We start from the raw sequence: 26,975 nt of genomic DNA on the forward strand, positions 1-26,975 counted from the left end.
TGTCGGTGTCACTGTTGGCGTCACTGTCGGTGTCACTGTTGGCGTAGGTGTCGTCGGTGTCGTTATCGACGGTGTCGGCGACGTTGTCGGTGGTGGCGGTGTGGTAAATGTCGGCGGTGTAATTGGTGGTACAGGAATAACCAGGAAGAAGAAAAATCCCGGTAATCCCGGCATGGCCGGAGCACCGACAGCCACCGGACTGCCCGGCTGAGTACCAAACCCGCGGGCGTGCGCATTAACACCCGGGTTAAGGTAGGTGTTTGCCCCATCCACAATCAAACCATTTTTAGCTTTGATCTTGATATGATCCGCAGTAATCACCAGCGAACCGAGACAACCAATCGCCAGTTCACCGCCGGAAGTCAGTGCAAACGCACCACCGACACCAACCTGCATCGCACCACCAACCGCAATCGAGTGATACCCCCCGACGTTGGTGGAATGAGCCCCGCCGACGTTGATGGCATAAGCACCACCTACGTTATAGGAACTGGCTGCAGCAATATTCATTGAATGTCCGGCACCGTAGATCCCGCTGAACGCCCCGCCGATAATAATAGAGTCCGACAGACCGACAATACGGGAGGCCATACCGACAACATCCTGGGAGAAGTTAGCACCCACAATCTGGCTGCTGTTGGCCCCTACCATGCTGCTCTTGTTCACCCCGACCGTTTCACTGCGGTTGACCCCGATAGTGGAATCCGAGTTCACACCAATAGTCTGGGAATGGTTGACCCCGATAAGCTGAGTCTCATTCAGTTTGGTCACACGGGACATGTTTCGTTCCGCCTGTTCCCAATACTCTTCCAGTCCCGGTTTATCATCAAAACGAATGCCGTTATAGTTGGTTTTACCACCGCCGATAGTACGGCTGATTAAACCACTTTGTGTCCGGTTTGCCGGCAGATCCCACGGTGGCGGTGTTGCGTTATTGTACAGACTGCCGATAATCATCGGACGATCCGGATCCCCGTGCAGAAAATCCACAATAACTTCCTGACCGACACGCGGAATATAAATACCACCGTAATTATCTCCGGCCCATGACTGCCCGACACGAATCCAGCAGGAATCCGCGTCGGTATTTTTACCATAGCGATCCCACATAAAGCGGACTTTTACCCGGCCATATTCATCGGTCCAGACCGTTTCACCTTCCGGTCCGACAACCAGAGCGGTTTGCGGGCCGCGGGTAAACGGCTTAGCAATGGTCTGTGGCGGCCGGTAAACTTTCGTTGTCGGCTGCACCACAAAGCTGGTGTAAATACTGAAATCATCACTGTCAGACTGCTGGTTAATTTCAGTTGCCCGCAACTGATTTGAAATCACCAGGTATTCGCGGTTTGCTTTAGACTGAGGATAGTTTTCCAGTGTAAACGTTGTACCACAGACAACAGAGCGAATTTCACCGGAACCGGCAGCTCTGGAACCCAGACACCCCTGCTCCTCACTGCGGACACGCGCCAGGAATTCGCCCACTTGCGGATCATCATAATCCCCCGGCCACTGGTATTGCTCATATTCGTTATAGTTGGTTTTACGCGGCTTTTTATCCAGCGCGGAAATATCAGCACGGGACTTTTTAAAGTCATAATCCGAGGTAAACCAACGTCCTGAGGTAACCGTTTCCTGAGCACCAAACTGATCGATATATTCCTGACCATCTTTCGGCTTATCTGACTCATACCGCAATGTATGATACGCCGGACTGGATGTCCGTTTATGCGCGCCGACATGGTCAACAAGCACCAGACGATTCTTCAGATCCGAATGTTCATAAAACCAGTAGATCCCCCACTCTTCCATCAGGCGCTGGACGAAATCAAAGTCGGTTTCCCCATACTGCACCTGATAATCAAGCGGCGGATAAATGGCAGACAGACGCTTTTCGATCGGGAAGTGATAATCCGTTAAAACTTCATCAAGAATATCCACGACCGACTTCTGCTGGAAAATTTTATAGTCAGAGGTCAGTGTGGTCAGATTCAGCCACGGACGTATGATAAATTCGTACATCGCCTGGTTTTCATCCCGGCCGACAAAACGGGCACGCTCAACAAGCCCCGTAACCTCTCTGTGTCCCTTACCGGAACCACGTCCGACTTCCAGCCCGTTACCATCCAGCTCGATAATAACGGTCATCTGCTGCCCGATAAATTTTTTCAGATCAAGGTTTGCCGCAACCTGCCACGGAATGGCCGGGTTTGCGGGTGTTTTCGCAACCACCTTATACTGATACAACGCTGACAGGGCTTCCTCGCCCTCCAGTGTTGATATTGCTAAGCCCGGCTCACCGGCTAGTTCCGGCATTGCCGAGCAATACAAAGTTATTGTTCGAGGCATATTCACACCTATGGTTTGATACAAATCAAATTTGTATTAAGTACATAATTAAACGGAGACATCCGTGTTTCTGATATCTGTCTTAATTGAGTCTAAAATGTTTCCCTGCCGATTCAGACGCCATAGCCAGGCAGAGTCAAAAGACTTAATACAATGAGGCCAATTCATCCATGGCATCGCGCTAACTCCTCCATTGTCATTGATATTACAATCCGTATACGTCATTTCAGATATCAGAACGTCCGAATTGTTCTTAAACTGAAACCGGGGTTTCAGGAGAACTGATTCCCACAGCGGAGAGTAATATCGTTGCAGCGACGTAACCCAGTTTCTTAATTTCTTTTCATCAATCACACAATTTTCATTTTCAATATGAAATGCGATTATCCGTGAACACCAGAAAATAACATTTGATACCGTACTCAGGTGTCTGATTGTCCATTTATCCGCAGCCTTCGTGTACAGAACCACGCATTTATCATCACTGAGGAAACTGAAAGCACCGAGATAAAATGCGTCTTTCTTTTCTGATACCGGTACAACAAAACACCACGGAAATTGTTCTGTAATCACTCTGCTATTAAGCGATTGATTGATATTTAATTGGCTGCACTGGCGGATAACACGCTGAATTACGTGATTACCCTTAATTCTGTTTCTTCCTGAACTATTTCCCAATCCTGAGAAAATTGTCTTTATTTTCATAATAAGCAGCCATTTATCAATATAAGGAAATCGCTCTGGTAATTAATAGGAAAAGTCCACAATTAAATAAGCAACGAATATTCTTAATTATAAACACCTATTATTTAAATATTCGCCGGACACTTAAAGTTCTTCAGGATTTTATTAACCGGCTTTCCTTTATAGTTTAATCCGTTGATATTTATACTGACCTTTTGATCACCCAGCCGGTAAATGAGAGTCTGTTTGGCCGCCGATGTATTTTTTTGCTCGCCCGCCATATCCATCCAGTGTAACAATGCCCATTCGCCCATAAGAACGCGTTCTTCGGTGTTATCAGAATTATCGGCGGAAACCGCATTCATCGTGATGGTATTTTCCGTATCCTGCTCCGGCCATTTAAATGATTTCGGCCAGACCGGTCCGTGTTTGTAAGTCAGTGCTGTTCCGTTAATATTAATCCCAAACTGCAGAATCCGCGGCGATAATGCCGGGATACTTGCGGTAAAACTGAAAGAAACATTCTCACTCATCCCGTTACGAAAAAAGGCTTTTTTGATCTCCCGGGCCTGTTCGAAAAAACGCAGCACCTCCCGGTCTTCATTTCCGCGCAGATCTTCCCGTTTATAACGCCATGGTGACACACTGGTATCCACCAGCTTTTCCAGGTTCTCTTTATAATAAGCATCCACTATGCCGTTGGGGCCGAAAAAAACCTCAAACTCTTCGAGGCTGACCTCCTCTTCGCTGTCCGCAAAGGGATAGTTACCCTGAAAAGAGGCGACACACATGTCGCCTAATTCCATTTTGACCGCTTCATTACTTTGCAGCGTGAACTGCTGACTGAGCTTTACGGATATTCCGCCCAGCAGCGGCATGATGATCGCTTTAAGCGGTGCCGGCCAGAGCCGGGACTCCGCTTTCAGACGTTTTTCCGCCTCTGACGGGTAAGGCAGCGCACTGCCGTCCTCCATTGCCGATTCCGTGATCACCAGATAGTTATGCTGATCCCCCAGCATACTGACGATTTTATTCAGCCCGTTATCCCCGCCCTGTCCTGCCGGTATTTTCCGGTTTCCGGGCTGCGGCGAGGTATCCAGATTAATTAAGCGGTGCAGTGATGAGAAACGGCGATCCACATTGTCATACAGGATTTTGGTTTCCCGCTGTGACAATGCGTCCTTCACTGTCTGAATATCTTTCAGGTTACGGGTGACCGACCCCAGACGCCCGGTTGTCAGATTCCGCCCGGCCTGAGTTTTGGACAGATCCGGCATTTGCGATTCCTGTTTGGCAAAATCGACGGATAATGCCGTTTCATGGCCGATTTGTGTGACCATATCAATCAGCGGTGAATCCGGCGCACTGAGGATCTGCAAAGCATACATATCAAATGTGGTATCGTTTCCCACCGCCGCATCCGGCACGATTTTCTTCAGCTGAATACCGGTGAGGAACTGATTCCAGACTGACACATATTCCTGAAGATAGAGTTTCAGTACCGCTTCTTCTGTCTCCGTCATATAAAAGCCGTCCAGCTGTTTGATATCGACCGGACGGGTTTCACTTTTCTGTCCGGTGATCCAGCTGTCCTCACTCTGGATATTCTTCACGTACTCCGTCAGTTTTTTTTTAAAAACCTGATGATACCCGGCATTGGTAAAAATGCCGGGGATACCGTTCAGTGCCAGTGATTCATCACTGATTTCCAGAATACTGCCCAGCTGGTCACCGGCCAGCTTGTTCAGTGTTATATTTTCAGGCGCCTCCGTCATCGCCTGTTCTTTAACTTTCTGGTACAGGCGAGAGGCTAACGGCTTTTTTTGCAGAACCACACGTGCGGCAGCCACAAGGCGGTCATTAATCTCAGGGTTGTACTGATTCCACTGCGGATCGTTAAACAACTCTTCCAGGTGAGACACAAAGACAATGGTCTGACCGTAGTTTTCGATCATCCGGTTTGCCCGGGCTTCTTCTGTCAGCGTTTTAATCAGGTAATCTTTATCAAATTTACCTTCACCGTGCAGCATCAGATAGGTTTTCAGTTTGTCGTAAATGGTGTCTGAATCATCGGCCGTCACGGCATCAAACAGGGATTTCTCAGCCATCCGCTCGAGTGAGAACAGCATCCAGCGCTGCAGGAAATACTGATAAATCCTGTCTGATTCCTCGCGGATATCGAAACCGACATACAGGCCGTAACGGTAAGACAGACGCGGGTCTTTAAAGTCAAACACGCCCAGCACCGGAATATCCTGAGTCAGTGAGAGCATCTTCGCCAGCAGGCCGTCACTGTTATTTTCCAGATACTCATCCAGCACCGTTGATACCTGCTCCACTTTCACCGTCGCATCATCCAGATAGTCCCGGTTGTTATGATAACTGATCACCAGTGCATAACAGAGCCAGACCGTCAGCAGGATTGTCAGCAGATGTCCTGCCAGTGTCTGGAAGCGATATCTGGCAGTCAGTGCCAGGTTATAACGCACCAGGTTGCGGTCGCGGATAAAGTTCTCAAACAACTGCTTCAGGAAGAAATGCTTACCGTTGACGGTTTCCTGAACCAGGCGATCTTCCGTATCCTCTGCTTTGTCAGTAACCACATCCCCCAGGCTGTTTGCCATATCCCGCCATTTCTGAACAATGGTGTTCGGGTTGAGCAGAGACTGCATGGTTGACTGTGTGCTGCTGGCAAAATAGATGCCGCGCAGAGAGGTAAATTTCTGCGTATCGTCATAACGGGACGGAGAGAAAACGTTCTGACCAAACTCGGTAATAGAGTCTGCCAGTAACCGGAAATCCTGCGGCAACTGATACATACGTTTACGCGTGATGACATCATATTCATCCAGCATACGTGCGGTCATGTCTTTATCGAGACGGCTCTCCAGCGCGGATAACTCATTGCGCAGTACATCGCGGATCTCGACAATCGCATCGGATTTTTTCTTTTTCTCACCAAACGGCAGCGTAAAGCCCCAGATCTGATCGCGTTCTTCCACAGTCAGCGAGCGGAAGTATTCATCAAAACCGGACACCATATCCATCTTGGTGATCATCACATACACCGGAAAACGCACCCCTAATTCATGGCGCAGCATATCCAGTTGTGTTCTGAATTTTGATGATAAGGCGTACAGCTCTTTCTTATCTTTGCCCATCAGGTCAGTCACCGGAATGGTGACCACCACACCGTTGAGTGATTTCAGCGGACGGTTTTTCTTAATCGCCTTAACCAGCGCTTCCCACTCACCCGCGTTTTCATCTGATTCATCAATGTATTTACCGGAAGTATCAACGAAGATAGCTTCGTTGGTAAACCAGCATTCGCAGTTTGCGGTTGGTGTACTTTCACGGGAAACGCGCAGCAATTGTTCCGGTAACGGGAATTCCTGGCCGGATGACAGCACTGCGGTGGTTTTACCGGAGTCCTTCGGACCCAGCATCATGTACCACGGCAGATCGTAAACCACCTTTTTCGGGCGCCAGAAATGACTCCAGCGGGAAATTTTACGGCCGGTATGCGCCACATAACGGGCTGCATTATTGATAACCGCGACCACTTCCCGGTAGTGCTCAGCGGTGCGGACCGGATCAATTTTGCTTTTCTTAAAAAAGCGATCCAGTTTTTCCGGGTTGTAACGCAGCATGGAGATCAGCAGCCAGACACAATACAGCAGTGTCACCAGCGTAATGACCCCGATAACAATCAGGCGTGGTGTGGTTTCCTCAAACGGATAGGTATCCCCGAGCAGCAGATAGGGCGAGAAGACCCAGAATGTCACGCAGAGCGTCAGTACCGCGAGCAGAAAACAGGGAACACGGCACCAGAGTCCGATAAAAATAACGGCCAGCAGAACAATGAAGATGATCCGCGGTACCGCGTCTTCCAGCGGACGGATCTCACCATAGCCGAATGTCGGTCCCAGGTACCATATGATGGCGGCTGCTAATAAAAAGAAGAGAAATATCAGAAATCTTTTTAAAAACCGCAGTGCAAATGTTCGATTCCAGAATGACATTTTATAACTCACAGATAGGTAACATAAACGACAACGCGACGGTTAAGCGCACGCCCTTGTTCATCTTTATTACTGCTGATCGGTAGTGAAGCCCCCATGCCTTTCGTCTCAATGCCCTGCGCCGGGATCCCCGCTTTCACAAAGAAGTCCCCCACAGATTCAGCACGTTTCAGCGAGAGCTCCTCGTTACTGGCAAACTTAGCCCGTCCGATAGGCACGTTATCCGTGTGTCCGGTAATCACCACCTTACCGTCAACACGTTTCACTTCATCCGCCACACGGGTGAGGATTTTGTCCATTTCAGGTTTGACTTCTTTCCGTCCGGACAGGAACATCGCATCACCACGGAACGTGACAATACTTTGCGGGCCGGTTTCATCCACCTCAACCAGCCCTTTGGCAATTTCATCTTTAAGCAGAATAGCCAGACGCAGCCTCGGTACACTGATGGCCAGCTGAGTATGTTTCAGATCACCACGTTTCAGTGATGCAACCCGGTCGTTAAACTCCCCGAGATCAACGGAGAGCCAGTATTTAAAGACGGAAAACAGGCTGATGAGAATAAATGCACAGATAATCAGGGAAATACGTACCGGCAGATATATCCGGCGCACTTCATGATCTTCCCGGGTCACTATTGCATTCGGCGATAACGCTGCCGGCACTGAGTCACGGGTACTCTGTTGTAACGACAGCAGACGCTGGCGGATTTTATTCAGCTGGCGATCGCCGTTTTCGATGATGCTGTAACGGCCTTCAAACCCGAGACCGAGAATACGGGACAGAATGTCCAGCACATCGGTATATTCCTGCGGGTTCATGGACAAACGGCCTATCAGGAGGAAGAATTTATTCCCCCCGTCGTTATCCCCTTCAAAGTGGTTCAGCAGGTTGCTCTGCGACCAGCCGGAAGCCAGTCCCCAGGCTTTGGAGTGGATGGATTCATCGATTGCGGTACAAATGGCATAACGGATAATGGCCATTTTCTGCCACGGAATACTCACCGCATCACATACAGCGGTAAAAGTGGCTATTTCGTTTTTCAGACTCTTTTTGAGGATCTCCACCTGTTTCAGGTCAGCGACCTGTTCCGGCAGTTCACTCAGTGCCCGCAGCAGCGGCTGCACAGCCTCAAGTAACGGATCTTCCGCCCGGCTGACACGCTGGATCCGGGCCTGGATACTTTCGCTCTTAATTGCAAGATCACGGTAATCGATTTCATCTTTGGCCAGCGGATCACTGTCCAGCGGCGCAAAAAAACTACCGTCATCATGCAGAAAAGCCCCCATTGACTGGGGGGATTGCTCTTCATGATGATCCGCCGATGCACCATCAGGACCTTTTTTGTCCTGATCGTCATCATCACCGTAATTGTCATTGAACAGGTTCATTAATCCCTCACGCCCCAAAGCTCAAGCCGTATCCCCGGGAAGTCCCCTGCAACGTGAAGGGCGAGCGAGCCGCTGTTGAGAATATTTTCCCAGTAAGGCCCCTGCTTCATCAGTTCAAAGTACAGATATCCGGAGGTATAAGGTATTTGTCTCGGCGGAACCGGCAGATTGCGTAAAATCAGACCCGGAAGGTGGGAACGGACCAGTTCCTGAAGTTTATGCGGTGAGCTGATTTTGGTCTGTGCCACAAACTGATGCTGCATAACATCCTGCGGCAACTGCGATGATGCGGCGAGCACCAGGTTGGAGAACCCGCGCAGTTCGCTCGGAATAACCGATGCCGTCCAGACACCGTGCTCCTGACGCACCAGCGGAATACTCTGACCGGAACGCACCAGCATCTGGTTAAGCAGACCGTGCACTTCATCCACCAGCGGTCTGATAGACGCATACAGATTTGCGTGGTCATAGCCCGGCGCCACATTCGGCCTGCGTGTTTTCGCCCGCAGGAATGTGGATAATTCACCGGCAAACTTCGCCAGTTCCTCATAAATCACAATCGGCGCGGTTTCCGGAATATGACGCAGATGGTTTAAGATCGGCTCATATTTGTTGAAGATCTGCAGTAACAGATAATCGACCACTTCCGCACTGGCGCTGGCTTTGCCGTCGCTGGACGCCAGACGGGATGCCAGCATATCCGCCCGCATTTTTACCAGTCCGTTTAAGTGAGTGATCCACTCCATCAGCAGATAGTTGGCGGCATAACCGGTAACCGGCGGGATATGATCCTCAAAATGCAGCAGCACACTGCCGTCCGGCTGAATAGCTTTGACTTTCGCCAGCGAGATACCAATCCATGATTCTGTCATTTCCGTTTCCGGCATCAGGCGCAAACGCATACGCGCCAGCTGGATCGGTTTCGGTCCCTGGCGCACGGCGTTGGTATCATTAATTTCTTCTTCATACGAAGAGAAACGGGCTAATGAACTGGTATCAAATTCATCAAAAATCGTTTCATCGCTGTTATCAAGACGCAGCGGTACAGCCAGATAAATCATCTTTCCGAGATGTTCGGCTGTAATGGTTAAAGGTTCAGGCTGCTCATCATGGCCCGGGATCCCGAATGGCGTACCATCAGGGAAGACCCCCTGCCCTGAACGTAAGACCAGCTTGCCATAAGACAATGCCTCACGATCAATCTCGTATTGTGCAAAACCCCAGAAGAACGGACTAATGGTCGCTGCACGTTTATGAGCAATATATTCAAAATAACGTTCTTGCTGCTGGAATAGCTGAGGGCGCAGGAACAATCCCTCACTCCATACGACTTTATTTGTTCTCACAACTCATCCATTCTCTTTGATTGACACAACTGAATTTGAAAATAAGACTTTAATTTCATGTTCAGGCCCGGTAAATAAAATGTACTTTTCAGTCCATGTTGCGCCGCGCAAACTTGATAACGGATATACGGCACTCCATTTGGCGTTACTGATATCTTTATAAGCTGCGATCACCCCGATATAGGGAAACTCTGAATTAATTTTATAATTGATTATTTTCGTTTCGCCCGGCCTGATTATATATTCCAGAATAAGCATTTCATTTTCAGGGTCAGGCTGGTTTTTATATAAATATGTTAAATAATCCGTACTTAAAAATGATTGTTTTGATTTCACAGCATAAACAAATATGTTCAGTGGTGATGGCAGTTGGTTTTTACTTTTATTGATTTCAGCGCTGGCCACCAAACTAATTTTTAGTTCTGATGCGGAGTTAGCTTCAGACGGGGTTGACTTTGAAGTACTGAAAAAACTGCACCCGGTTATCAGAAAGGATATTACCAGGGCAAACAGGATATTCGTCACCTTAAAAAGGGTATGATTTTTTTCTGTATTATAGGACATATAACCATGCCTGGCATTATGAAAATGCTTATATGTATAAACAACTAAGAATAATTAATAATAATATTGTCCGCCACCATAAATTGCAAACAATTAAATATGTATAAAAATAATTGTCGGGGATAAAAACCTGCTGCCTGAAAACAGCAGGTTTTATTCCGACATAAAATGTTATCAGCTGATCAGGTTAGCTTTAACATCGTAGGTAGCTGCGATAGTACCTGCTTTGTTACCTTCAGCATTCTGAATAACATATTCCTGAGTCATCTTAGTGAAAGAGAATTTAACCACTTCACGCGGACGGCTTTCGTCTTCGATAGAACCCTGCATTGCAACATCAGTAACGATAACGTCAGTGAATTTAATGATCAGGTATTCCAGCGGAGTACCACCCGCTTTACGGACAGTAAACTGGATGTCTTTGATGTGTTTACCAGATAAGCAGTAGCTCAGCAGGTTCGGGCTTGCTTTGTCGGTATAGTGAACAAATGTGAAATCTTCCACAGTTGCTTTACCGGAACCACCGCCTGAACCACTGTGCATGTTAGACTGCTGGTTTACACCCCAGCGCCATGACAGAACTTCAATTTCATCCTTGTGTGAGTGATCCTGTGCTTCACCATCGATGCCTGCGATTCTTAAAAACATATCTTGAGCCATCTGTATTTCCTCTTGTTAATGCATTAATCAAATCACTTTGACAGGTAACCACGCCCTGTGGTTACCACTTTTGTTATGCCGGATATCGGACCTGCTATCCTTATGGTTCTCACCGGCAATGAACTGCTATTCCCTTTGTGAAGCGAGAGAATATTATTTCAGGACGCGATTACGCAGCACCTTTCAGTGACGGTAATTTAGCGACCATACGTAAAGAAACAGTCAGACCTTCCAGCTGGAAGTGCGGACGCAGGAAGAATTTCGCCTGGTAGTAACCCGGATTTCCTTCCACATCCTCAACCACCACTTCTGCGGCAGCCAGCGGACGGCGTGCTTTCGTTTCCTGGGAAGAGTTAGCCGGATCCCCGTCAACGTAGTTCATCAGCCAGTCGTTCAGCCATTTCTGCATGTCATCACGCTCTTTGAATGAACCGATCTTGTCACGGACGATACATTTCAGATAATGCGCGAAACGGGAGCAGGCAAACATGTACGGCAGACGTGCTGACAGGTTGGCGTTAGCCGTTGCATCCGGATCATAATATTCCGCAGGTTTCTGCAGAGACTGCGCACCGATAAACGCTGCATAGTCTGTGTTTTTACGGTGAATTAACGGAATGAAACCGTTTTTGGACAGTTCCGCTTCACGGCGGTCAGAAATCGCAATTTCTGTCGGACATTTCATGTCCACGCCGCCGTCATCGCTCGGGAAGGTATGGCACGGCAGGTTTTCCACCACACCACCACTTTCCACACCGCGGATAAGCGTACACCAGCCAAAATGTTTGAATGAGCGGTTGATGTTCACAGCCATGGCATATGCCGCGTTTGACCATGAATATTTGCTGTGATCAGAACCGTCAGTGGTTTCCTCAAAATCAAATTCGTCAACCGGGTTGGTACGGATACCGTACGGCAGACGCGCCAGGAAGCGCGGCATGGCCAGACCGATATAACGGGCATCGTCAGACTGGCGCAGTGAGTTCCATGCTGCGTATTCCAGGTTCTGGGTAAAGATTTTGGTCAGGTCACGCGGGTTGGACAGCTCCTGCCAGGAATCCATCTGCATAACAGACGGAGATGCACCGGTGATAAACGGTACGTGTGCAGATGCAGCCACTTTCGCGATAGACCCCAGCAGATCAACATCCGGCGGAGTATGATCGAAATAGTAGTCAGCAACCAGGCAGCCGTACGGCTCGCCACCTAACTGGCCATATTCTTCTTCATAAACCTGTTTGAACAGCGGGCTCTGATCCCATGCCACGCCTTTGTAGCGTTTCATGTTACGGCGCAGTTCATCCTTGGAGATATCCATGAAACGTAATTTCAGTTTCTCGTCGGTTTCGGTGTTATTGACCAGGTAATGCAGGCCGCGCCATGCACTTTCCAGCTGCTGGAACTCTTTATGATGCAGAATCAGGTTAATCTGTTCTGACATCTTCAGATCGATTTCCGCAATGATTGACTCGATATTTTTATACGCGTCATAAGAAATCGTAATAGAGTTCGCCAGTGCCTGTTCAGCCAGCGTTTTCACTGCATTCTGAACCGCCGTTTTTGACTGTTCAGTTTTTGATTTAAACTCCTGCGCAAGCAGGGAGCTGAAATCACTTTGTTCGTGCGTCTGCGTCGCTTTCGCGCCCGCATTTTTCTGAGTATTTTGAGCTAACATAGTTCTGCCACCTACAATTCTTAATCGTCCTGAGACGGATCTGAAACTTTGTCTTCACGCTTCGGTGCAGACGCCAGGGTTTTCAGCAGTTCTTTATCCTGCAGGATTTGCATGATCAGACCTTCCGCCCCTGCCTTACCATCCATGTAGGTTTGCAGGTTAGTTAACTGAGTGCGCGCTTCCAGCAGCTCAGCCAGTGGCTCGATTTTGCGGGCAATCGCATCCGGCGCAAAATCATCCATGCTTTCAAACGTGATATCGACCATCAGCTGACCGTCACCGGTTAAGGTATTCGGCACAGCAAAAGCCACGCGCGGCTTCATGCTCTTCATGCGGTCATCGAAATTATCAATATCGATGCTCAGGAATTTTCGGTCAGTAACAGGCGGGAGCGGCTCTAACGGCTTACCGGATAAATCTGCTAATACACCCATCACGAATGGCAATTCGATTTTTTTCTCGCTACCGTAAATTTCGACATCATATTCAATCTGCACGCGGGGAGCGCGGTTTCTTGCTATGAACTTCTGAGCACTACCGTTATTAATTCTCATACCGTGTTTCTCTTTTTTTGTTTAATTTGATTAGTAAAATTACTAATATTACTTCACTCAAATTAGCCGCATTCATTAGCCATAAAATTAACACCAGACCTATGAGTAAAGGCGTTTATACATAATAAACATTATTACTAAATATAAACTGAGATAAATCCGCTTATCGTGAACATATTATGCCCAAATGAACTTTTCAGATTATTTATAGACAACTTCGAGTACTGACCTTGATCTTACATTCCCCGGAGAAACAGCATTAGCACCGGAAAAATAAGAAACATAATAACTTTTAACAACTGATGAATTCGCGCCGGGAATAGTATAAACCTGACCTGAAAATTGATTATCTATTTTAATATGATTAAATTGTTCGTCACGTAACCTGAGTTCCACATTTGCAGCCAAACCGGCACCGGTATCATTCTTCAGGTTTTCCGTCGCCGGACTCAAATTATTATTATAACTTTTAAAAAAAAGTAACACTTCAACGTTTGTCGGACAATTATTCAGGGTAACTGTAAATTTTGTCGCTCCTGCTTCATTTCCGGCAGATGATAATGTCTGGTACGAAATAGTAGGTAATATTACGGTTTCTTCTGATAATGCACCATTGATTGAAATAGCGCAGGTACCTTCCTGATAGATCCCTTTAAATTCAACATTAATATTGTTCAGATCACAACCGTCCTGACATATGACATTAGCACTGGCATTAGTATTCGCGAATGTAAATATTCCTAAAGACATAAATAATGATATTACACAGGAAGGTAATGATATTCCGCAATTTCTGATGATATTCATTAAATACATTTAACCTCCACCTGAACCACTGTGCCCGCTGCAGCAGATATTTTCTGTGCAATACTCTGTTCCGGATTAATCACACATTCCCCCACCGAACCCGATTTGACGGATAAAGCACTGCTGCCATCCCAGCCCCGCAGATACGCCATCCCTGCCTGACCGACAATAGTCTGATACTCACCGCTGCCGTTATAAATATTGGTACCGATTGGTAAAAATTCGCCATTTTTGCCTTTAACAATCAGCACAACCGGTTTACCGACATTAGTTTTAACCTTCACAGCGAGGACGGCGCCATCACGCGGAACCACCACCGCCAGGTCATCAACTAAGTCAACGTCCTGACTGACTTTACCGGGATCAAGACCCACCCGGTTTTCTCTGTATGAATTCAGATAAGGTGCGATAGCGTATCCTCTGCCATCAACTTTACTGCCGCTGCCGCTCAGTACAGCGGCTCCCTCAGCCCCTTCAGCTTCAATAATGGCAAAAGGAGCATCACCGACTGGAGGACCCAGTGTTACTCCGCCGGCATGTGCAACAATACTGCCGTTTGCGGAAACAGAGCCCTGGCGGCTTGATCTGTTATCCATCGAGCCGGTGATACCATAGGTTCCCAGTGCTGTTCTGACACTCGCCGAACCGCTCAGGCTGTCACTGACATCGGAATGAGAGTTTGCCGTCGCACCAATACCGTAGCTGAACTCATTCTGCTCCCCCTGTGTTCCTGAAGCAGAGGTATGAAACGCCGTATTACCATCCGCATTACGGGTCGCAGACAGTGACAGATTATTAAATGCCGGTTGATAGTTATATCCGCGATACAACGGAATGCTGACATTAACCACATAGGTATTGTCATACCTGTTTTCATTTGTTTTGGCGCGCTGATAAGCCAGACTGTATGAAAGAAAACCTAACGATTGCTGATAGGACATTGTCCACTGGGACGACGGATCTCTGGCATTCCAGTAATCATAATAGTTACCCATCACAGAGACAGAACTGTTATCCCATAAACGCTGATTAAATGTCAGCGCATACTGGTTTTTGGCTCTGACTGCCAGATAACTGTTAATTATCCGGCCGTTTTCATCCGTTCTGCGCTCATCATAATTTTCACCGCGTTCCCGGATCATTGTCGCATCACGAAAATTCAGATAACCATTATTTGAGTAGCGGTAACTGGATACCACTACGTTACTGCCCGTATCCTCAAACAGACGGCTGTAACTGATACGGAAAGATTCACCGGATTGTGATGTATCTTTCAGTTCACTTTTGGCATGTGTCATATCGACAGAAATACCACCAAGCGGGGTATTCAGTGCATTACCGATAGCAACAGACTGATAATTTTCCGATAGCTGAAAACCGGTATACCAGGTTAAAAAGTTATTGATCCCCTGGAGGAATTCGCCTTCCACCACGACAGGAGATGAACCGGCTGAATCGTCCCGCAGTTCACCTGCTGAAATCGCATACTGAATCGTGTCCGGGTGTAACATCATCGGTGGTGCAGAGAAGACGATATCCTGAACTTTTTCACGTCCGTCAGCTTCAATAATCACCAGCTGTAAGGTACCGTTATTTCCCAGAGCGCCATAATCCCGCAGCTCAAACGGCCCTGGTGTAACAGTTGTTTCATAAATGGTGTAATCATTCTGCCGTAATAAAACGCGGGCATTACTGTCGGCTATACCGGTAATAACCGGAATAAAGTTATTGAGAGAGTCCGGCCGCATCTTCGTATTTGTGCCAAGAATTGCACCTCTGATGCCATAGGAATCAAAAATACGACCACTGGTAAAGGTTTCACCCAGCGTTAACCGGCTTTGCCAGGGGGTAATATCTGTTTCCGCGTAAAGCTGAATATTTTTATTGCTGAAACTTTTATCTTTTGACCATACAGAGTTACTGCGGTTTCTGAAGCGCCAGCCACCATAGTTAAAACCCGCAATCCAGTTAATATTGGTATTATAATCAGTATCTTTACTGTTCCCGTTTTTATTACTGGTCAAATAACTGTTCAGATTGTAATCAACAAACAGTGCAGTAACTCCTGCATCCCAGCGGGACGGGTCGATATAATCCGAATATCCCTGTGCCAGACTTGCCTGAGGCACAGTAATATTCAGTGTCAAATCTGCTGTGTTATAATAAACCTTCGCATAACTGACAAAAAACGGCAACGGATGGCAGCTTCCTGTTTCAGCAACATTGCTGTTATTACCAGCTCCCTGTTCACTATCAGGAATAATACCTAATTCTTTAATTTGCTCCAGAGTAAAACACGCATCCGCCTGCTTATTATTTGTTGTAATTTTAAAAGGGATACTGCGTTTTCCTCTGTTATTGCTGTTGATTATCACATCTGTGGTATACGTTCCTTCAGGAACAGGATTACCATAACTGTAATCACTGACATCAACATTAATACCCTGAACAAAACTGGCATTATATTCCACTTTATCATTGTCAGTATCTGCTTCATCCGTCGATGGAGTAGTATTACCGAATGATACAGCCGGAAATAAAAAAGAACAGAGCATTAATCTCCATTGACATTGTCTCATACTAATACTCCTGTTATCGGCAGTTACATTCCCTGTGAACTGCCTGAATTAAATCCCTTTAAACAGTATTATTTTGCTACAGCAAATCCGGCTCCTGACTTAACAACTTTCGTTGCAACCTGGCCACCAAAGTCATTCAGAATGACGAAAGTAAACTCAGATATAGTTCCGCTTAATTTCTGAGAGTCTCCGGTTTGAGTGTATACAGCTGAGGACATCGGCGGGATCATATCACCATCCAGAACAACCTCTTTTCCGTTAATTTTTGTGTTTACCGCAGCAACCGAAATATAAAGTGGTGACGGGTTTTCTGCTTTCAGGCCGGTACCTTTCCCCGGAACATCCACAACACTCCATTTTATTTTACCTGTTTCATCTGATACTGATGATTTACGAAGGGATTCCGGGCGATAAAAAAGCTTAATTCTTGTTTTAAATGCGACATCCAGACGCTGTGCTGCACTTTTACTTGCTTCTGATTCCTGCGGAATTTCCAGAACATTAAAATAAAAAGCCGATTCTTTATCCTGTGGAAGTGTCATACCATTATAAACAATTCTGATACTCTGGCCTTTACCCGGTTCAATACGGGTTATTGGCGGGGTAATGATAAAAGGGATCTTCGGATTATTTATATTATTAACATCAATACCATCATCAACCCATACCTGAATAAGTGCAGGCGTAGTTTCATCTTTGTTATTAATCCGGGCAACCTGCTCTTTTTTTCCGCCATCAAATATAATGCGTGTTCCTTCCACAACAACCGCACTGTAGGCGAAGCCGGAAAAAAAGCAAAAAATCAGCAGTGTTTTTACTGAGTTTAAAAACATAATAACCTCTGATAATTAAAAGACAGAGCCTATAATGGCTCTGTCCTTCATAACGATTACTTATACAGTAAGGTGTACATCACTGTTGCTTTAACTAAACCGACAGATGTCTGACCAACTGCGGAATAACCACCAACATAAGTGAAGGACATTTTGCCGTCACCTTTTGGTTCTACCATAGTACCTGTTGTACCAATTTTCTGATGAGTCCGGGTACCGCCGGTTGTATCATAGATTTTAATCTGTACGTTTTTAGCGCCGGTTGCATCTGTTAACTTGTTTTTCAGGTTGCCGGTGCTTGTATCCCAGTCTGTTGTTTCGCTGATCGGTTCAAAGTGAATACCGACAGTTTTAACAGGATCTGTTGCTGCAGAAAGTGGTACCGGGCATTCAACATCAATCTGGAATGGTTCAAAACCACCTTCATCACCCACCTTCGTCAGCGTTTTAATAGATGCCGCTTTCAGGGTAACAGTCTGCTCTTTTTTACTGGTGATTTTACAGGTTTCATCAATCAACCGGCCTTCAAAGTGAACAAGACCCTGTCCTTCCGGTGCAAACGCTGAAGCAGAGGTACTTACACCTGCAACCAAAGCACCAGCAACTAATAATGCTAACTTTAATTTGTTCATATCTATATCCTTAATATATGATTTATATACTTCACTGCTTTCCATAAAACGGTTACCGCGCCTTACTCCGAAGTTACGGTAAATCCATTTTGGTTATCACATTCCAGAATGACCTTCTGAATTGCGGATTCCGTGTTCCGGTTTAAAATATGTAAACCGATTTTCGGTAAAATATTTTGTTCGATGAAACGAATCAGAATTCGCGCACCGGTTTCAGCCACGGAACATTGGCTGATAATTGAACTCACCACATCGTCGCCGTATTCAAATACCGCGTTGTGCTGTGCAGACAGACGATGACCAATTCTGTCCAGGTGGATACGCACAATCCGGCCCAGCGATTCATCCTGTAACGGATAGTACGGCACCACACTCAGGCGTCCGAGGAACGCAGCCGGGAACACTTTCAGCAGTTCCGGCTGTAATGCGGTGCGCATTCCGTTCAGATCCGGGATGGTATCCGGGTCCGCACTCAGGCTTGAAATCAGATCACTGCCGGTGTTACTGGTCAGCAAAATGATGGTGTTTTTAAAGTCGATGACACGGCCTTCACCATCTTCCATACGGCCTTTATCAAAGACCTGGAAGAACAGTTCGTGAACATCCGGGTGCGCTTTTTCCACTTCATCCAGCAGCACGACGCTGTATGGTTTTCTGCGGACAGCTTCTGTCAGCACACCGCCCTCACCGTAACCGACATAGCCCGGAGGTGAACCTTTCAGGGACGATACCGTGTGAGCTTCCTGGTATTCACTCATGTTGATGGTGATAACGTTCTGCTCACCGCCGTACAGCTGTTCGGCAATGGCCAGCGCAGTTTCGGTTTTACCGACACCGGACGGCCCGGCCAGCATGAAGACGCCGATAGGTTTGCGTGGATCAGCCAGCCCGGCGCGTGAGGTCTGGATAGATTCACTGATAATATCCAGTGCATGCTGCTGCCCGATAACACGCTCTGCCAGATGATTCGGTAATTCCAGAACGGCGTTCAGTTCATCTTTCATCATCCGGCCGACAGGGATCCCGGTCCAGTCCGCGACAATCGATGCCACAACCGCTGCGTTGACTTCCGCCTGAATAACCGCGTCTTCACGCAGGTTCAGACGAATGGTCTCAAGTTCTTTTTCCAGCTCTGCCAGTTGCTTTTGCAGCTCAGCCAGCTGTTCTTTATCACTGAGTACAACTGTTTCAGTGATAGTTTCAGTGATAGTTTCAGCTTCAGCCACGACGATATCGCCGTCTTTCGCTGCTGCTGCGCGTGGTTCTTCAGCGGCCGGTGCAGGAACATCAGCCGGTTTCTCACCACTGATTAAGGCCTGAATCTGACCACGGATTTCCACAATCGCCGCAACGGTTGTTTTCTCTTTCAGCCAGCGGGTTTCCATTTCTTCCGCCAGTGCTGCCTGAGCCTTAATATCATCCTGTAAGGTATTCAGTGTGCTGCTGTCTTCGCGGCCGAAATGCAGGGCTTTTTCTGCCAGAGACAATTCCGAAGAAGCTGTCCGTGTTTTGTATTTCAGCTCCTGCAAATCTTTCGGCGGGATATTCTGGGCAACCGCAACACGGGCACAGGCGGTATCCAGCAGGCTGATTGCTTTATCCGGCAGCTGACGCGCAGGAATATAACGGTGAGATAACCGCACCGCTGACTGAAGGGCCTCTTCCATGATCCAGACGCTGTGGTGTTTCTCCAGCATCGGCACCAGGCCGCGTAACATGGCCACGCTCTTCTCTTCCGAAGGCTCTTCGACCTGTAACACCTGGAAACGGCGGGTCAGTGCAGGATCTTTCTCGATATGACGTTTAAACTCACTCCAGGTGGTGGCACCGATGGTTCTCAGCTTGCCGCGAGCCAGAGCAGGTTTTAATAAGTTTGCCGCATCACCGGTTCCGCTGTTACCGCCCGCGCCGACCAGCGTATGGACTTCATCCACAAACAGGATGACCGGATTCGGCGAAGCGACCGCTTCTTCCAGAACCGATTTCAGGCGTGACTCAAATTCCCCCTTCATGCTGGCACCCGCAGAGAGTGCAACAATGTCGAGGTTCAGCAGGCGGACTTTCACCAGCGGCGGCGGTACATCTCCGGCAGCAATCGCCAGCGCCATGCCTTCCACCAGCGCCGTTTTACCCACCCCGGCTTCACCGGTCAGTAACGGGTTGTTCTGGCGGCGGCGCAACAGGATATCAATCATGGTGTTGATTTCCTGCTCACGGCCGATAACCGGGTCAATTTTGCCTTCACGGGCCAGTGCGGTCAGGTCAGTGGTGTACTGAGCCAGGGTTGCTTTACCCTGCTCACCGGCCATCGCATTGCTGGCTTCACCCGGCAGGCTGTTTTTGCCGCCGAGATCACTGTTATCCGTGGCATTCTGCTCTGCTTCCGGTGAATCTTTGGTAATAAATGCCAGATCCGATGCCAGGATATCCAGCGGGATCTTGTCAAATACCGGTGAAATAGCGGATAACGCCCGGCGCAACTCAGTTGTTGTCAGGCAGGCAAGTAATAAATGGCCGCTGCGGATGGCGCTTTCTGAGTATTCCAGACTCGCACATACCCACGCACGCTCAATAGCCATTTCAATATGATAGGAGAAATCAGAAATCGAACTGGCGCCTGACGGTAACCGCAGCAGTGCCTGCTCCATTCCTTTTTCCATTAACTGGATGTCGAGTTGAAAGTGACGGACGATTTGTCTCAGGTCACTTTGTTCCTGTTGCCACAGCTGAACCATCCAGTGGACAAGCTCAACGTATGGGTTACCTTTTAATTTGCATAGTGTCGTTGCACTTTCGATACTCCGGAATAAAGTCGTATCGAGTTTTCCGAATAAACTTTGTCTGCTGAAAGCCACAATTATTACCTAATCAAGTGTTGTTTATACTAATAATTCACCCTTGGCAGGTGCACGATTTATTAAACACATTATGTCCTGAATATGACGTTCATTAATCCGCACAAATAACTAACTTTTTAGATAACTTTATATTCATAAACATAAGAGTGTCCGTTCCTTTATACATACAGAAACGCTTTCACATGATAAAAACAGATATTGTTACTTAGCAATAAGACTTTCGCTTAAGTTTATTCTTAAGGCTAAGCCTTTATCTTTAATACCTGTCTTTATATGCACTACACTATCCTGAGGTTCACTTCGCGTCTTTTAAAAGAAGACTATTACGCAGAACAGGAAAAAACAACTATAAGCATACATAAATTTACGATTTTGGATAATTCTTATCACATAATACAAGATATACTTAAACCCATTTTAAAATCCAATAAAAATACTTACAAATCAATAAATTGAATAAAAACAAAATAGTCATTAATGCCGCGAATGAACATTTAATAGGTGAATTTTGCAATCAAATACCATAAAGAAAAACAATAAAAACATGTCAATCTCTTTCTTTTTAAAAGGGAATACTGATAACAAATAATAATGATGCGTTATTTAATCGACCAGTAATTACGTATATTTACCCTTTCTGAGGCAACCATCTATCCGGAGCTGACTTTACCAAAGATGACATTGACTTTATGATATAAAGGATAAACACGAGCATCTTACATTCATATTATTATCTTTTAATGTTCATATTTATTTACCTTGTTTTTTCTTATCACACAATTGCTTTTCAACAGGGTAATAACACGGTAATACAGACTTATCCGATATCGGTATGAACGCATGACATTTATTTTGAACAGAGGTTTATTCAGCGTCTTTTTATATATTGATCTTTATAATTTTTTGTAAGGCTGATAGTTGCCTTCATAACTCATTTCTTTTCAGAGGTATATCCGTGGATCAGAAATTTCTTGATTTTTACAATCGGGAACTTACGTTTATGAAAGAAATGTCCGGTGAATTTGCGGAAAAACATCCGAAAATTGCCGGTCGTCTGGGCATGAATGGTATTGAGGTCGCGGACCCTTATGTCGAAAGGCTGATTGAAGCTTTCTGTTTTATTTCGGCACGCTCCCAGGTAAAACTGGATGCAGAGTTCCCAAAATTTACCCAGCGTTTCCTGGATGTCATTTACCCCAATTATAATGCCCAGACCCCGTCGATGGGTGTGGTGCAGCTGCATCCCAATACCAAAGAAGGTGATCTGTCGAACGGCTATCACGTTCCGAAGAACAGCCAGATGTTTACCCGGTTATTACCCGGCGAACAGTCACGCTGTGAGTTCCGCAGCAGTCAGGATCTGACATTATGGCCGGTTGAGATTGAGGATGTCCGGCTGACATCTATCCCGCCGGATATTTCCAGCCTGGAAAAATACCGGATACCGTATTCACGCCTGAAAGGCGCACTGCGGATCAAACTGAAACTTGACAGCGATAACCTGTTCTCTCAGCTGGAAAATCTCGACAGACTGCCATTTTATATCGATGGTGACGAACGTGTTGTTTCCCATATTTTTGAGCTGATCCACGCCCATTATGTCGCCATGATTGTCCGGACCGGCGGCGATGAGAAAAAAGATACCACGATTGTTAACGGCGGTGTTTCTTTCGAAGGTTTGCAGCCTGACCAGGCGTTATTGCCGGTTCAGTGGAATATGTTCCACGGCCATAATCTGGTTCAGGAATATTTTGCCTGCCGCCAGCGTTTTTATTTCTTTACGCTCAATCACCTGCGTGAAGCATTACGTAAGAATGAAACCAACGAAGCAGAAATTATTATTCTGCTGGATCGTTTTCCTCAGGATCTTATCAGTCACATTGATAAAGACCGTTTTCTGCTGTTCTGCACGCCGGTCATTAACCTGTTCCCGAAACGAATCGATAAAATCGAAATTAACCGTGCGCTGAATGATTTCCATGTTGTGCCGGATCGCAGCCGGCCGCTGGATTATGAAGTCTTTTCTGTCAGTAAGGTGATGGGGCAGCAGGCGGAAAACAGCAGTGAGGTGGTGTTCAACCCGATTTATCAGACCCGCCACAGTGATTCCGGCAACTTCGGCCGCTATTTCTCGCTGCGCCGGGAAACCCGTGCCAGCGGCAGTGCCCGCCGCAAATATGAAACACTGACGCCGTATATCGGCACAGAAGTCTTTATTTCCCTGGTCGATCAGCAGGAAGCCCCGTTTGATGATGATATCCGTTATCTGTCGGTGGAAGCTCTCGTCACTAACCGTGATCTGCCCCGCCTGATAGACCGGAGCAATGACTATGATTTAACACTGTCAGATTCCGTTCCTGTGTACGGCGCAAATTTCCTGTCACAGCCGAGCCCGCCGCACCCGCCGTTTGCCCGCGGAGAGTCCGCCTGGCGGCTTATCCGTCAGCTCAGTTTTAACTATCTGCCGCTGCACGATATGGATCACAGCCGGGGCGGGGAATCGCTGCGTAATCTGCTGCGTCTGTTTGTCAGCCCGGCAGATCAGGAATCCATGACACAAATCGACAGCCTGGTCGGCAGTAAAACCAAACCGGTTATCCGCCGGTTACCGGGTAATGAACTGCTGGTCTACGGCCGGGGCGTTCAGTGTGTTCTGACTGTGGATGAAGCCGGATTTTCCGGGTTAAGTCCTTATTTATTCGGATTAGTGATGGAGAACTATTTATCCCGCCACGCGGCAGTTAACGTCTTTACCGAGACAGAACTGCACTCAATGCAGCGCGGTCTGGTGGCCAAATGGGCACCACGGCCGGGCAAGCGCGGGAATTTATAATGAGCCATCTGCATCACAACATGTTAAGCGACCTGTCGCACTGGTACGACGAAAACGAGCCGTGGAACAGCGGCTTTATCAGTCTGATGCGGGCAGTTGCGGCGAAATATCCCGATATGCCGCCAATCGGGACGGCGTCACGTCCGCGGCAGGAACCTTACCGGCTGGGACAGACGCCGAATATGGCGTTTGCTCCGCGTGAGATAGCAGATATCTCTCACGACGGTAATTTGTGCCACATCGATCTCTACAGTCTGGGGATCTGGGGGCCGCAGGGTGCGATGCCGGTCAATTTTACCGAACAGGCCTTTATCCGCCTGGAGCATCAGGACACGCTGCTGCGCGATTTTGTGAATATCTTTCACCACCGCGCATTGTCACTGTTTTACCGGAACTGGTTTGTTTCACAGGATGTGGCCACGCTCGATCGCAAAGATGATGAGCGGTTCTCTTTTTATATCGGCGCACTCATCGGCCTGGTGCCGGATGAGATCTGCAATTCCGTGCTGCCGACACACGCCCGCCTTTCCTCCGCCTCTCACCTGATCCGTGAGGCGCGGAATCCGGAAGGACTGGCCGGCGCGCTGGAGTATTACTTTGGTATCCGGGTGGAGCTGCGGGAGTTCACCAAACAGTGGATTTTCCTGGAAACCGCCGATCAGACCCGGATGGGGGATCTGAATTCCTCATTACTGTTATCGGAAGGTGCCATTCTGGGTAATACCGTCCAGGACAGACAGCATAAATTCAGTCTGGTTCTGGGTCCGTTAACACTGGAACAATATATGCGCTTCAGTTTGTGGGGGGAGGATCTGCCGATCCTTAAAGAGTGGGTCCGCAGTTTCACCGGCTTTGAATACGCCTGGGATGTACAGCTGGTGCTGGCCCCGGATGCAGTGCCGAAAGCCAATCTCGACGGCAGTCATCAGCTGGGTTATGCCGCCTGGCTGCCGCGGGAGAAACAGGACGAACCGATATCAGGCATGAGTTTTGATCCTGAAACTCACCTGAACTGAACCGTCATGCTTAACAGATAATGGAATAATAACCGTGAGCGAAGAACTGCATTCTACTTTTCAGTCCGATTTTTACACAGAGATCCTGACGCCGCTGGAAGGGAAATTCGTCTGCGGCGAAAGCATCGAATATGACCCGTTATACATCACGTTACAGTCAAAAATGGCACCGAAAATGGGTGCGGAATACGGCGATTTTGTCGAAACAACAGAACCGGTCAACTGGCGTGAAATTGAAAGTGACTGTCTGGAACTGCTGAAGAAAAGCAAACATATCCGTCTGATTGTTCTGTTAATCCGTGCCCGCAGCCGCCAGATTGGTCTGTTCGCCCTCGAAGAAGGGCTGATCGCCCTGTATCAGCTGCTAAAAGACTTCCCGAATGAAATTCATCCTCAGCTGTATGATGAGGATGAGTTTGAACCGTTTATGCGGGCCAATGCCATTTCCGAACTGGAAGATACCGACGGCTTTATGCTCGATTTCCGTCAGATGACACTGCCGAAAATCAACGGGCTGCAGCTGACAATCAAAGAAGTTGAGCGCGCCTTTGCCATTCCGAAGGAAGAGCATGCCCTCGCGGAAGAGAGTGTCACCGGAATTCTGAATGAATGGCGTCTGAACGGTGATAAGACCCTGGCTTCCCTGAATAATGCAGCGCTGATTGTGGATGCCATCAAAAAGCTGACCCGTGAAACACTGGAAAATGAAACACCGGCACTCCCGGCACTGACTCAGCTGCTGTCCTTATTCAATAAGGATTTAACTGCTAACGGCAAAAAACCGGCAATGGGTGTCTCCCCTGCGGATGATGCCGATTTAACCTCTGAATTAGTCTTTGCCGGTGATGACCCGGCGGATGAAACCCGCAGTCAGTCAGCCGATTCTGTCAGCAGCACGACAGAAACCGTGGTTGACGGCGACACCACAACTGTGACAACCGAACGGGTTGTCTATCGTGACAAAATAATTAACACCCGGCAGGATGCCCTCGAAAGGATCCGTGAAACGCGCGCATGGTTTCAGCAAACCGAACCCGGTAACCCGATTATTTTACTGCTGAGATATGCCGAAGAAGCGGCGGGAAAAAATTTCCTCCAGCTCAGTAAATTATTCCCTGCTGACATGCTGGCAATTTTGGATATCAATAAGGATATGTCATGAAAATAAAATTACTGGCGGCTCTGGCCGCTCTGGGAATGTCCGGTAATGCGCTGGCTTATTTCGAATGCAAAGTAATTAATATACCTAATTTTCAACCTGAGGTAATCAATGCAAAAGCATCAGAAGCAATCCAGTTACGGGCTGACGCCGAACCCAGTACAACAACACCTATTGGACGTGCAATTCCGGTATCAGGCAGTTCAGAACTAAGAATTACCTGTGAAGGTGACAAAATTCACATGCGCCGGCCATATATAGGTATTTACGTTCCCTATCCTGGTTTTGATAATATGTATAAAACACAGATAGATGGCATTGGTGTAAAATTTATCACTGCTCGTGGTACAAGTGATGACGGACTTCCGCTTCCCAGACCAGAAGCCATTATAAGGGAAACACCAGGGGCATCATTAATACATATGACAATGCCAACAGAACGCTTCATTGCCTATTTTTATAAGTTAGAAAGTAACGTAAAACTAAATACCAGATATCCGGATAGTAATTTATTAGCACAAGGTGGTTCGATCGGACAAGCTTATATCGAAAATTTACTGATCGCTAATTATACTATGGAAAGTGTTTATATTGTAGGTATTCCTGTATGTACAGTTGATAATCCATTACCCGTTAATTTCGATACTATCAATGCCGATGACGTCCAGAGAGGAGTAGAAAAACCACTTGAATTTGGTATAAACTGCAAGACAGACTATGGTAATTATGATGTTACTGCCTCTATAAGATCTGATAATATAACAAGTGATGGCAATTATCTAAAAGTAACCGACAGCAATAACAAAGATGATTCCTTAGTTATCAAAATCACTGACGAAAATAATAACCACATTAAGGTTGATAACTCTACCGAAATAAAAATAAATAACATTTACAGTGGACAGAAAGCGTCTTTCAAATGGCATGCAAAGCTTACTAAACCAAACGGCCAACCATATCCTGCACAAGGGCCATTTCGTGCGAACGCGATAATTACTTTAAATATAAAATAATAT

Annotated in this window: 18 protein-coding genes; 4 read left to right on the forward strand and 14 right to left on the reverse strand. The window is 47.1% G+C overall.

Annotated elements, in window-relative coordinates; all coding sequences use genetic code 11:
- The 14 genes from AB7038_RS11095 to tssH form a co-directional block, all read right to left on the reverse strand.
- Window positions 1–2,346: type VI secretion system Vgr family protein (locus AB7038_RS11095; RefSeq protein ID WP_369453314.1), on the reverse strand; the 2,346-nt coding region annotated here is incomplete at its 3' end.
- A gap of 48 nt (window positions 2,347–2,394) precedes the next feature.
- Complete coding sequence (locus AB7038_RS11100) at window positions 2,395–3,051, reverse strand: hypothetical protein (RefSeq protein ID WP_072869748.1); 657 nt, start codon at window positions 3,049–3,051, stop codon at window positions 2,395–2,397.
- 104 nt (window positions 3,052–3,155) lie between these two features.
- Window positions 3,156–7,052: a type VI secretion system membrane subunit TssM gene (gene tssM, locus AB7038_RS11105; protein WP_369453315.1), complete on the reverse strand. Its 3,897-nt coding sequence runs from the start codon at window positions 7,050–7,052 to the stop codon at window positions 3,156–3,158.
- 8 nt (window positions 7,053–7,060) lie between these two features.
- Window positions 7,061–8,443, reverse strand: coding sequence for a type VI secretion system protein TssL, long form (tssL, locus tag AB7038_RS11110; protein WP_368890309.1), 1,383 nt, complete (start codon window positions 8,441–8,443; stop codon window positions 7,061–7,063).
- Complete coding sequence (gene tssK / locus AB7038_RS11115; RefSeq protein WP_072869745.1) at window positions 8,443–9,789, reverse strand: type VI secretion system baseplate subunit TssK; 1,347 nt, start codon at window positions 9,787–9,789, stop codon at window positions 8,443–8,445. The genes tssL and tssK overlap by 1 nt, the downstream gene beginning before the upstream one ends.
- A gap of 3 nt (window positions 9,790–9,792) precedes the next feature.
- Window positions 9,793–10,353: a type VI secretion system lipoprotein TssJ gene (tssJ, locus tag AB7038_RS11120; protein ID WP_368890307.1), complete on the reverse strand. Its 561-nt coding sequence runs from the start codon at window positions 10,351–10,353 to the stop codon at window positions 9,793–9,795.
- 174 nt (window positions 10,354–10,527) lie between these two features.
- A complete protein-coding gene (locus tag AB7038_RS11125; protein WP_072869743.1) occupies window positions 10,528–11,013 on the reverse strand; it encodes an Hcp family type VI secretion system effector in 486 nt (161 codons plus the stop codon).
- A gap of 169 nt (window positions 11,014–11,182) precedes the next feature.
- Window positions 11,183–12,688, reverse strand: a complete 1,506-nt coding sequence (gene tssC, locus AB7038_RS11130) for a type VI secretion system contractile sheath large subunit (protein WP_072869742.1) — start codon at window positions 12,686–12,688, stop codon at window positions 11,183–11,185.
- A gap of 20 nt (window positions 12,689–12,708) precedes the next feature.
- Entirely contained in the window at window positions 12,709–13,242 is a 534-nt protein-coding gene (gene tssB / locus AB7038_RS11135) for a type VI secretion system contractile sheath small subunit (RefSeq protein ID WP_072869741.1), read from the reverse strand.
- Window positions 13,243–13,443: 201 nt separating this feature from the next.
- Window positions 13,444–14,058 (reverse strand): fimbrial protein, encoded by a 615-nt coding sequence (locus AB7038_RS11140; RefSeq protein WP_368890306.1) that lies wholly within the window; start codon window positions 14,056–14,058, stop codon window positions 13,444–13,446.
- A complete protein-coding gene (locus AB7038_RS11145) occupies window positions 14,049–16,628 on the reverse strand; it encodes a fimbria/pilus outer membrane usher protein (RefSeq protein WP_369453316.1) in 2,580 nt (859 codons plus the stop codon). Before AB7038_RS11145 ends, AB7038_RS11140 begins: the two co-directional genes overlap by 10 nt.
- Before the next feature lie 68 nt (window positions 16,629–16,696).
- Window positions 16,697–17,461 (reverse strand): molecular chaperone, encoded by a 765-nt coding sequence (locus AB7038_RS11150; RefSeq protein ID WP_368890304.1) that lies wholly within the window; start codon window positions 17,459–17,461, stop codon window positions 16,697–16,699.
- 56 nt (window positions 17,462–17,517) lie between these two features.
- Window positions 17,518–18,138: a fimbrial protein gene (locus AB7038_RS11155; protein WP_369453317.1), complete on the reverse strand. Its 621-nt coding sequence runs from the start codon at window positions 18,136–18,138 to the stop codon at window positions 17,518–17,520.
- 17 nt (window positions 18,139–18,155) lie between these two features.
- A complete protein-coding gene (gene tssH, locus AB7038_RS11160) occupies window positions 18,156–20,948 on the reverse strand; it encodes a type VI secretion system ATPase TssH (RefSeq protein ID WP_369453318.1) in 2,793 nt (930 codons plus the stop codon).
- A gap of 958 nt (window positions 20,949–21,906) precedes the next feature.
- Between tssH and tssF the strand changes: the two genes are divergently transcribed.
- Genes tssF through AB7038_RS11180 form a run of 4 tightly spaced genes read left to right on the forward strand, consistent with a single transcriptional unit; the run spans window position 21,907 to window position 26,972 of the window.
- Window positions 21,907–23,784, forward strand: coding sequence for a type VI secretion system baseplate subunit TssF (gene tssF, locus AB7038_RS11165; protein WP_368890301.1), 1,878 nt, complete (start codon window positions 21,907–21,909; stop codon window positions 23,782–23,784).
- Window positions 23,784–24,800: a type VI secretion system baseplate subunit TssG gene (tssG, locus tag AB7038_RS11170; protein ID WP_368890300.1), complete on the forward strand. Its 1,017-nt coding sequence runs from the start codon at window positions 23,784–23,786 to the stop codon at window positions 24,798–24,800. Before tssF ends, tssG begins: the two co-directional genes overlap by 1 nt.
- 34 nt (window positions 24,801–24,834) lie before the next feature.
- Window positions 24,835–25,962, forward strand: a complete 1,128-nt coding sequence (locus AB7038_RS11175) for an ImpA family type VI secretion system protein (protein ID WP_369453319.1) — start codon at window positions 24,835–24,837, stop codon at window positions 25,960–25,962.
- A complete protein-coding gene (locus AB7038_RS11180; protein WP_369453320.1) occupies window positions 25,959–26,972 on the forward strand; it encodes a fimbrial protein in 1,014 nt (337 codons plus the stop codon). The genes AB7038_RS11175 and AB7038_RS11180 overlap by 4 nt, the downstream gene beginning before the upstream one ends.
- Window positions 26,973–26,975: the final 3 nt, after the last annotated feature.

Source organism: Morganella morganii (genome assembly GCF_041099235.1).
Taxonomy (GTDB): Bacteria; Pseudomonadota; Gammaproteobacteria; order Enterobacterales; family Enterobacteriaceae; genus Morganella; species Morganella morganii_E.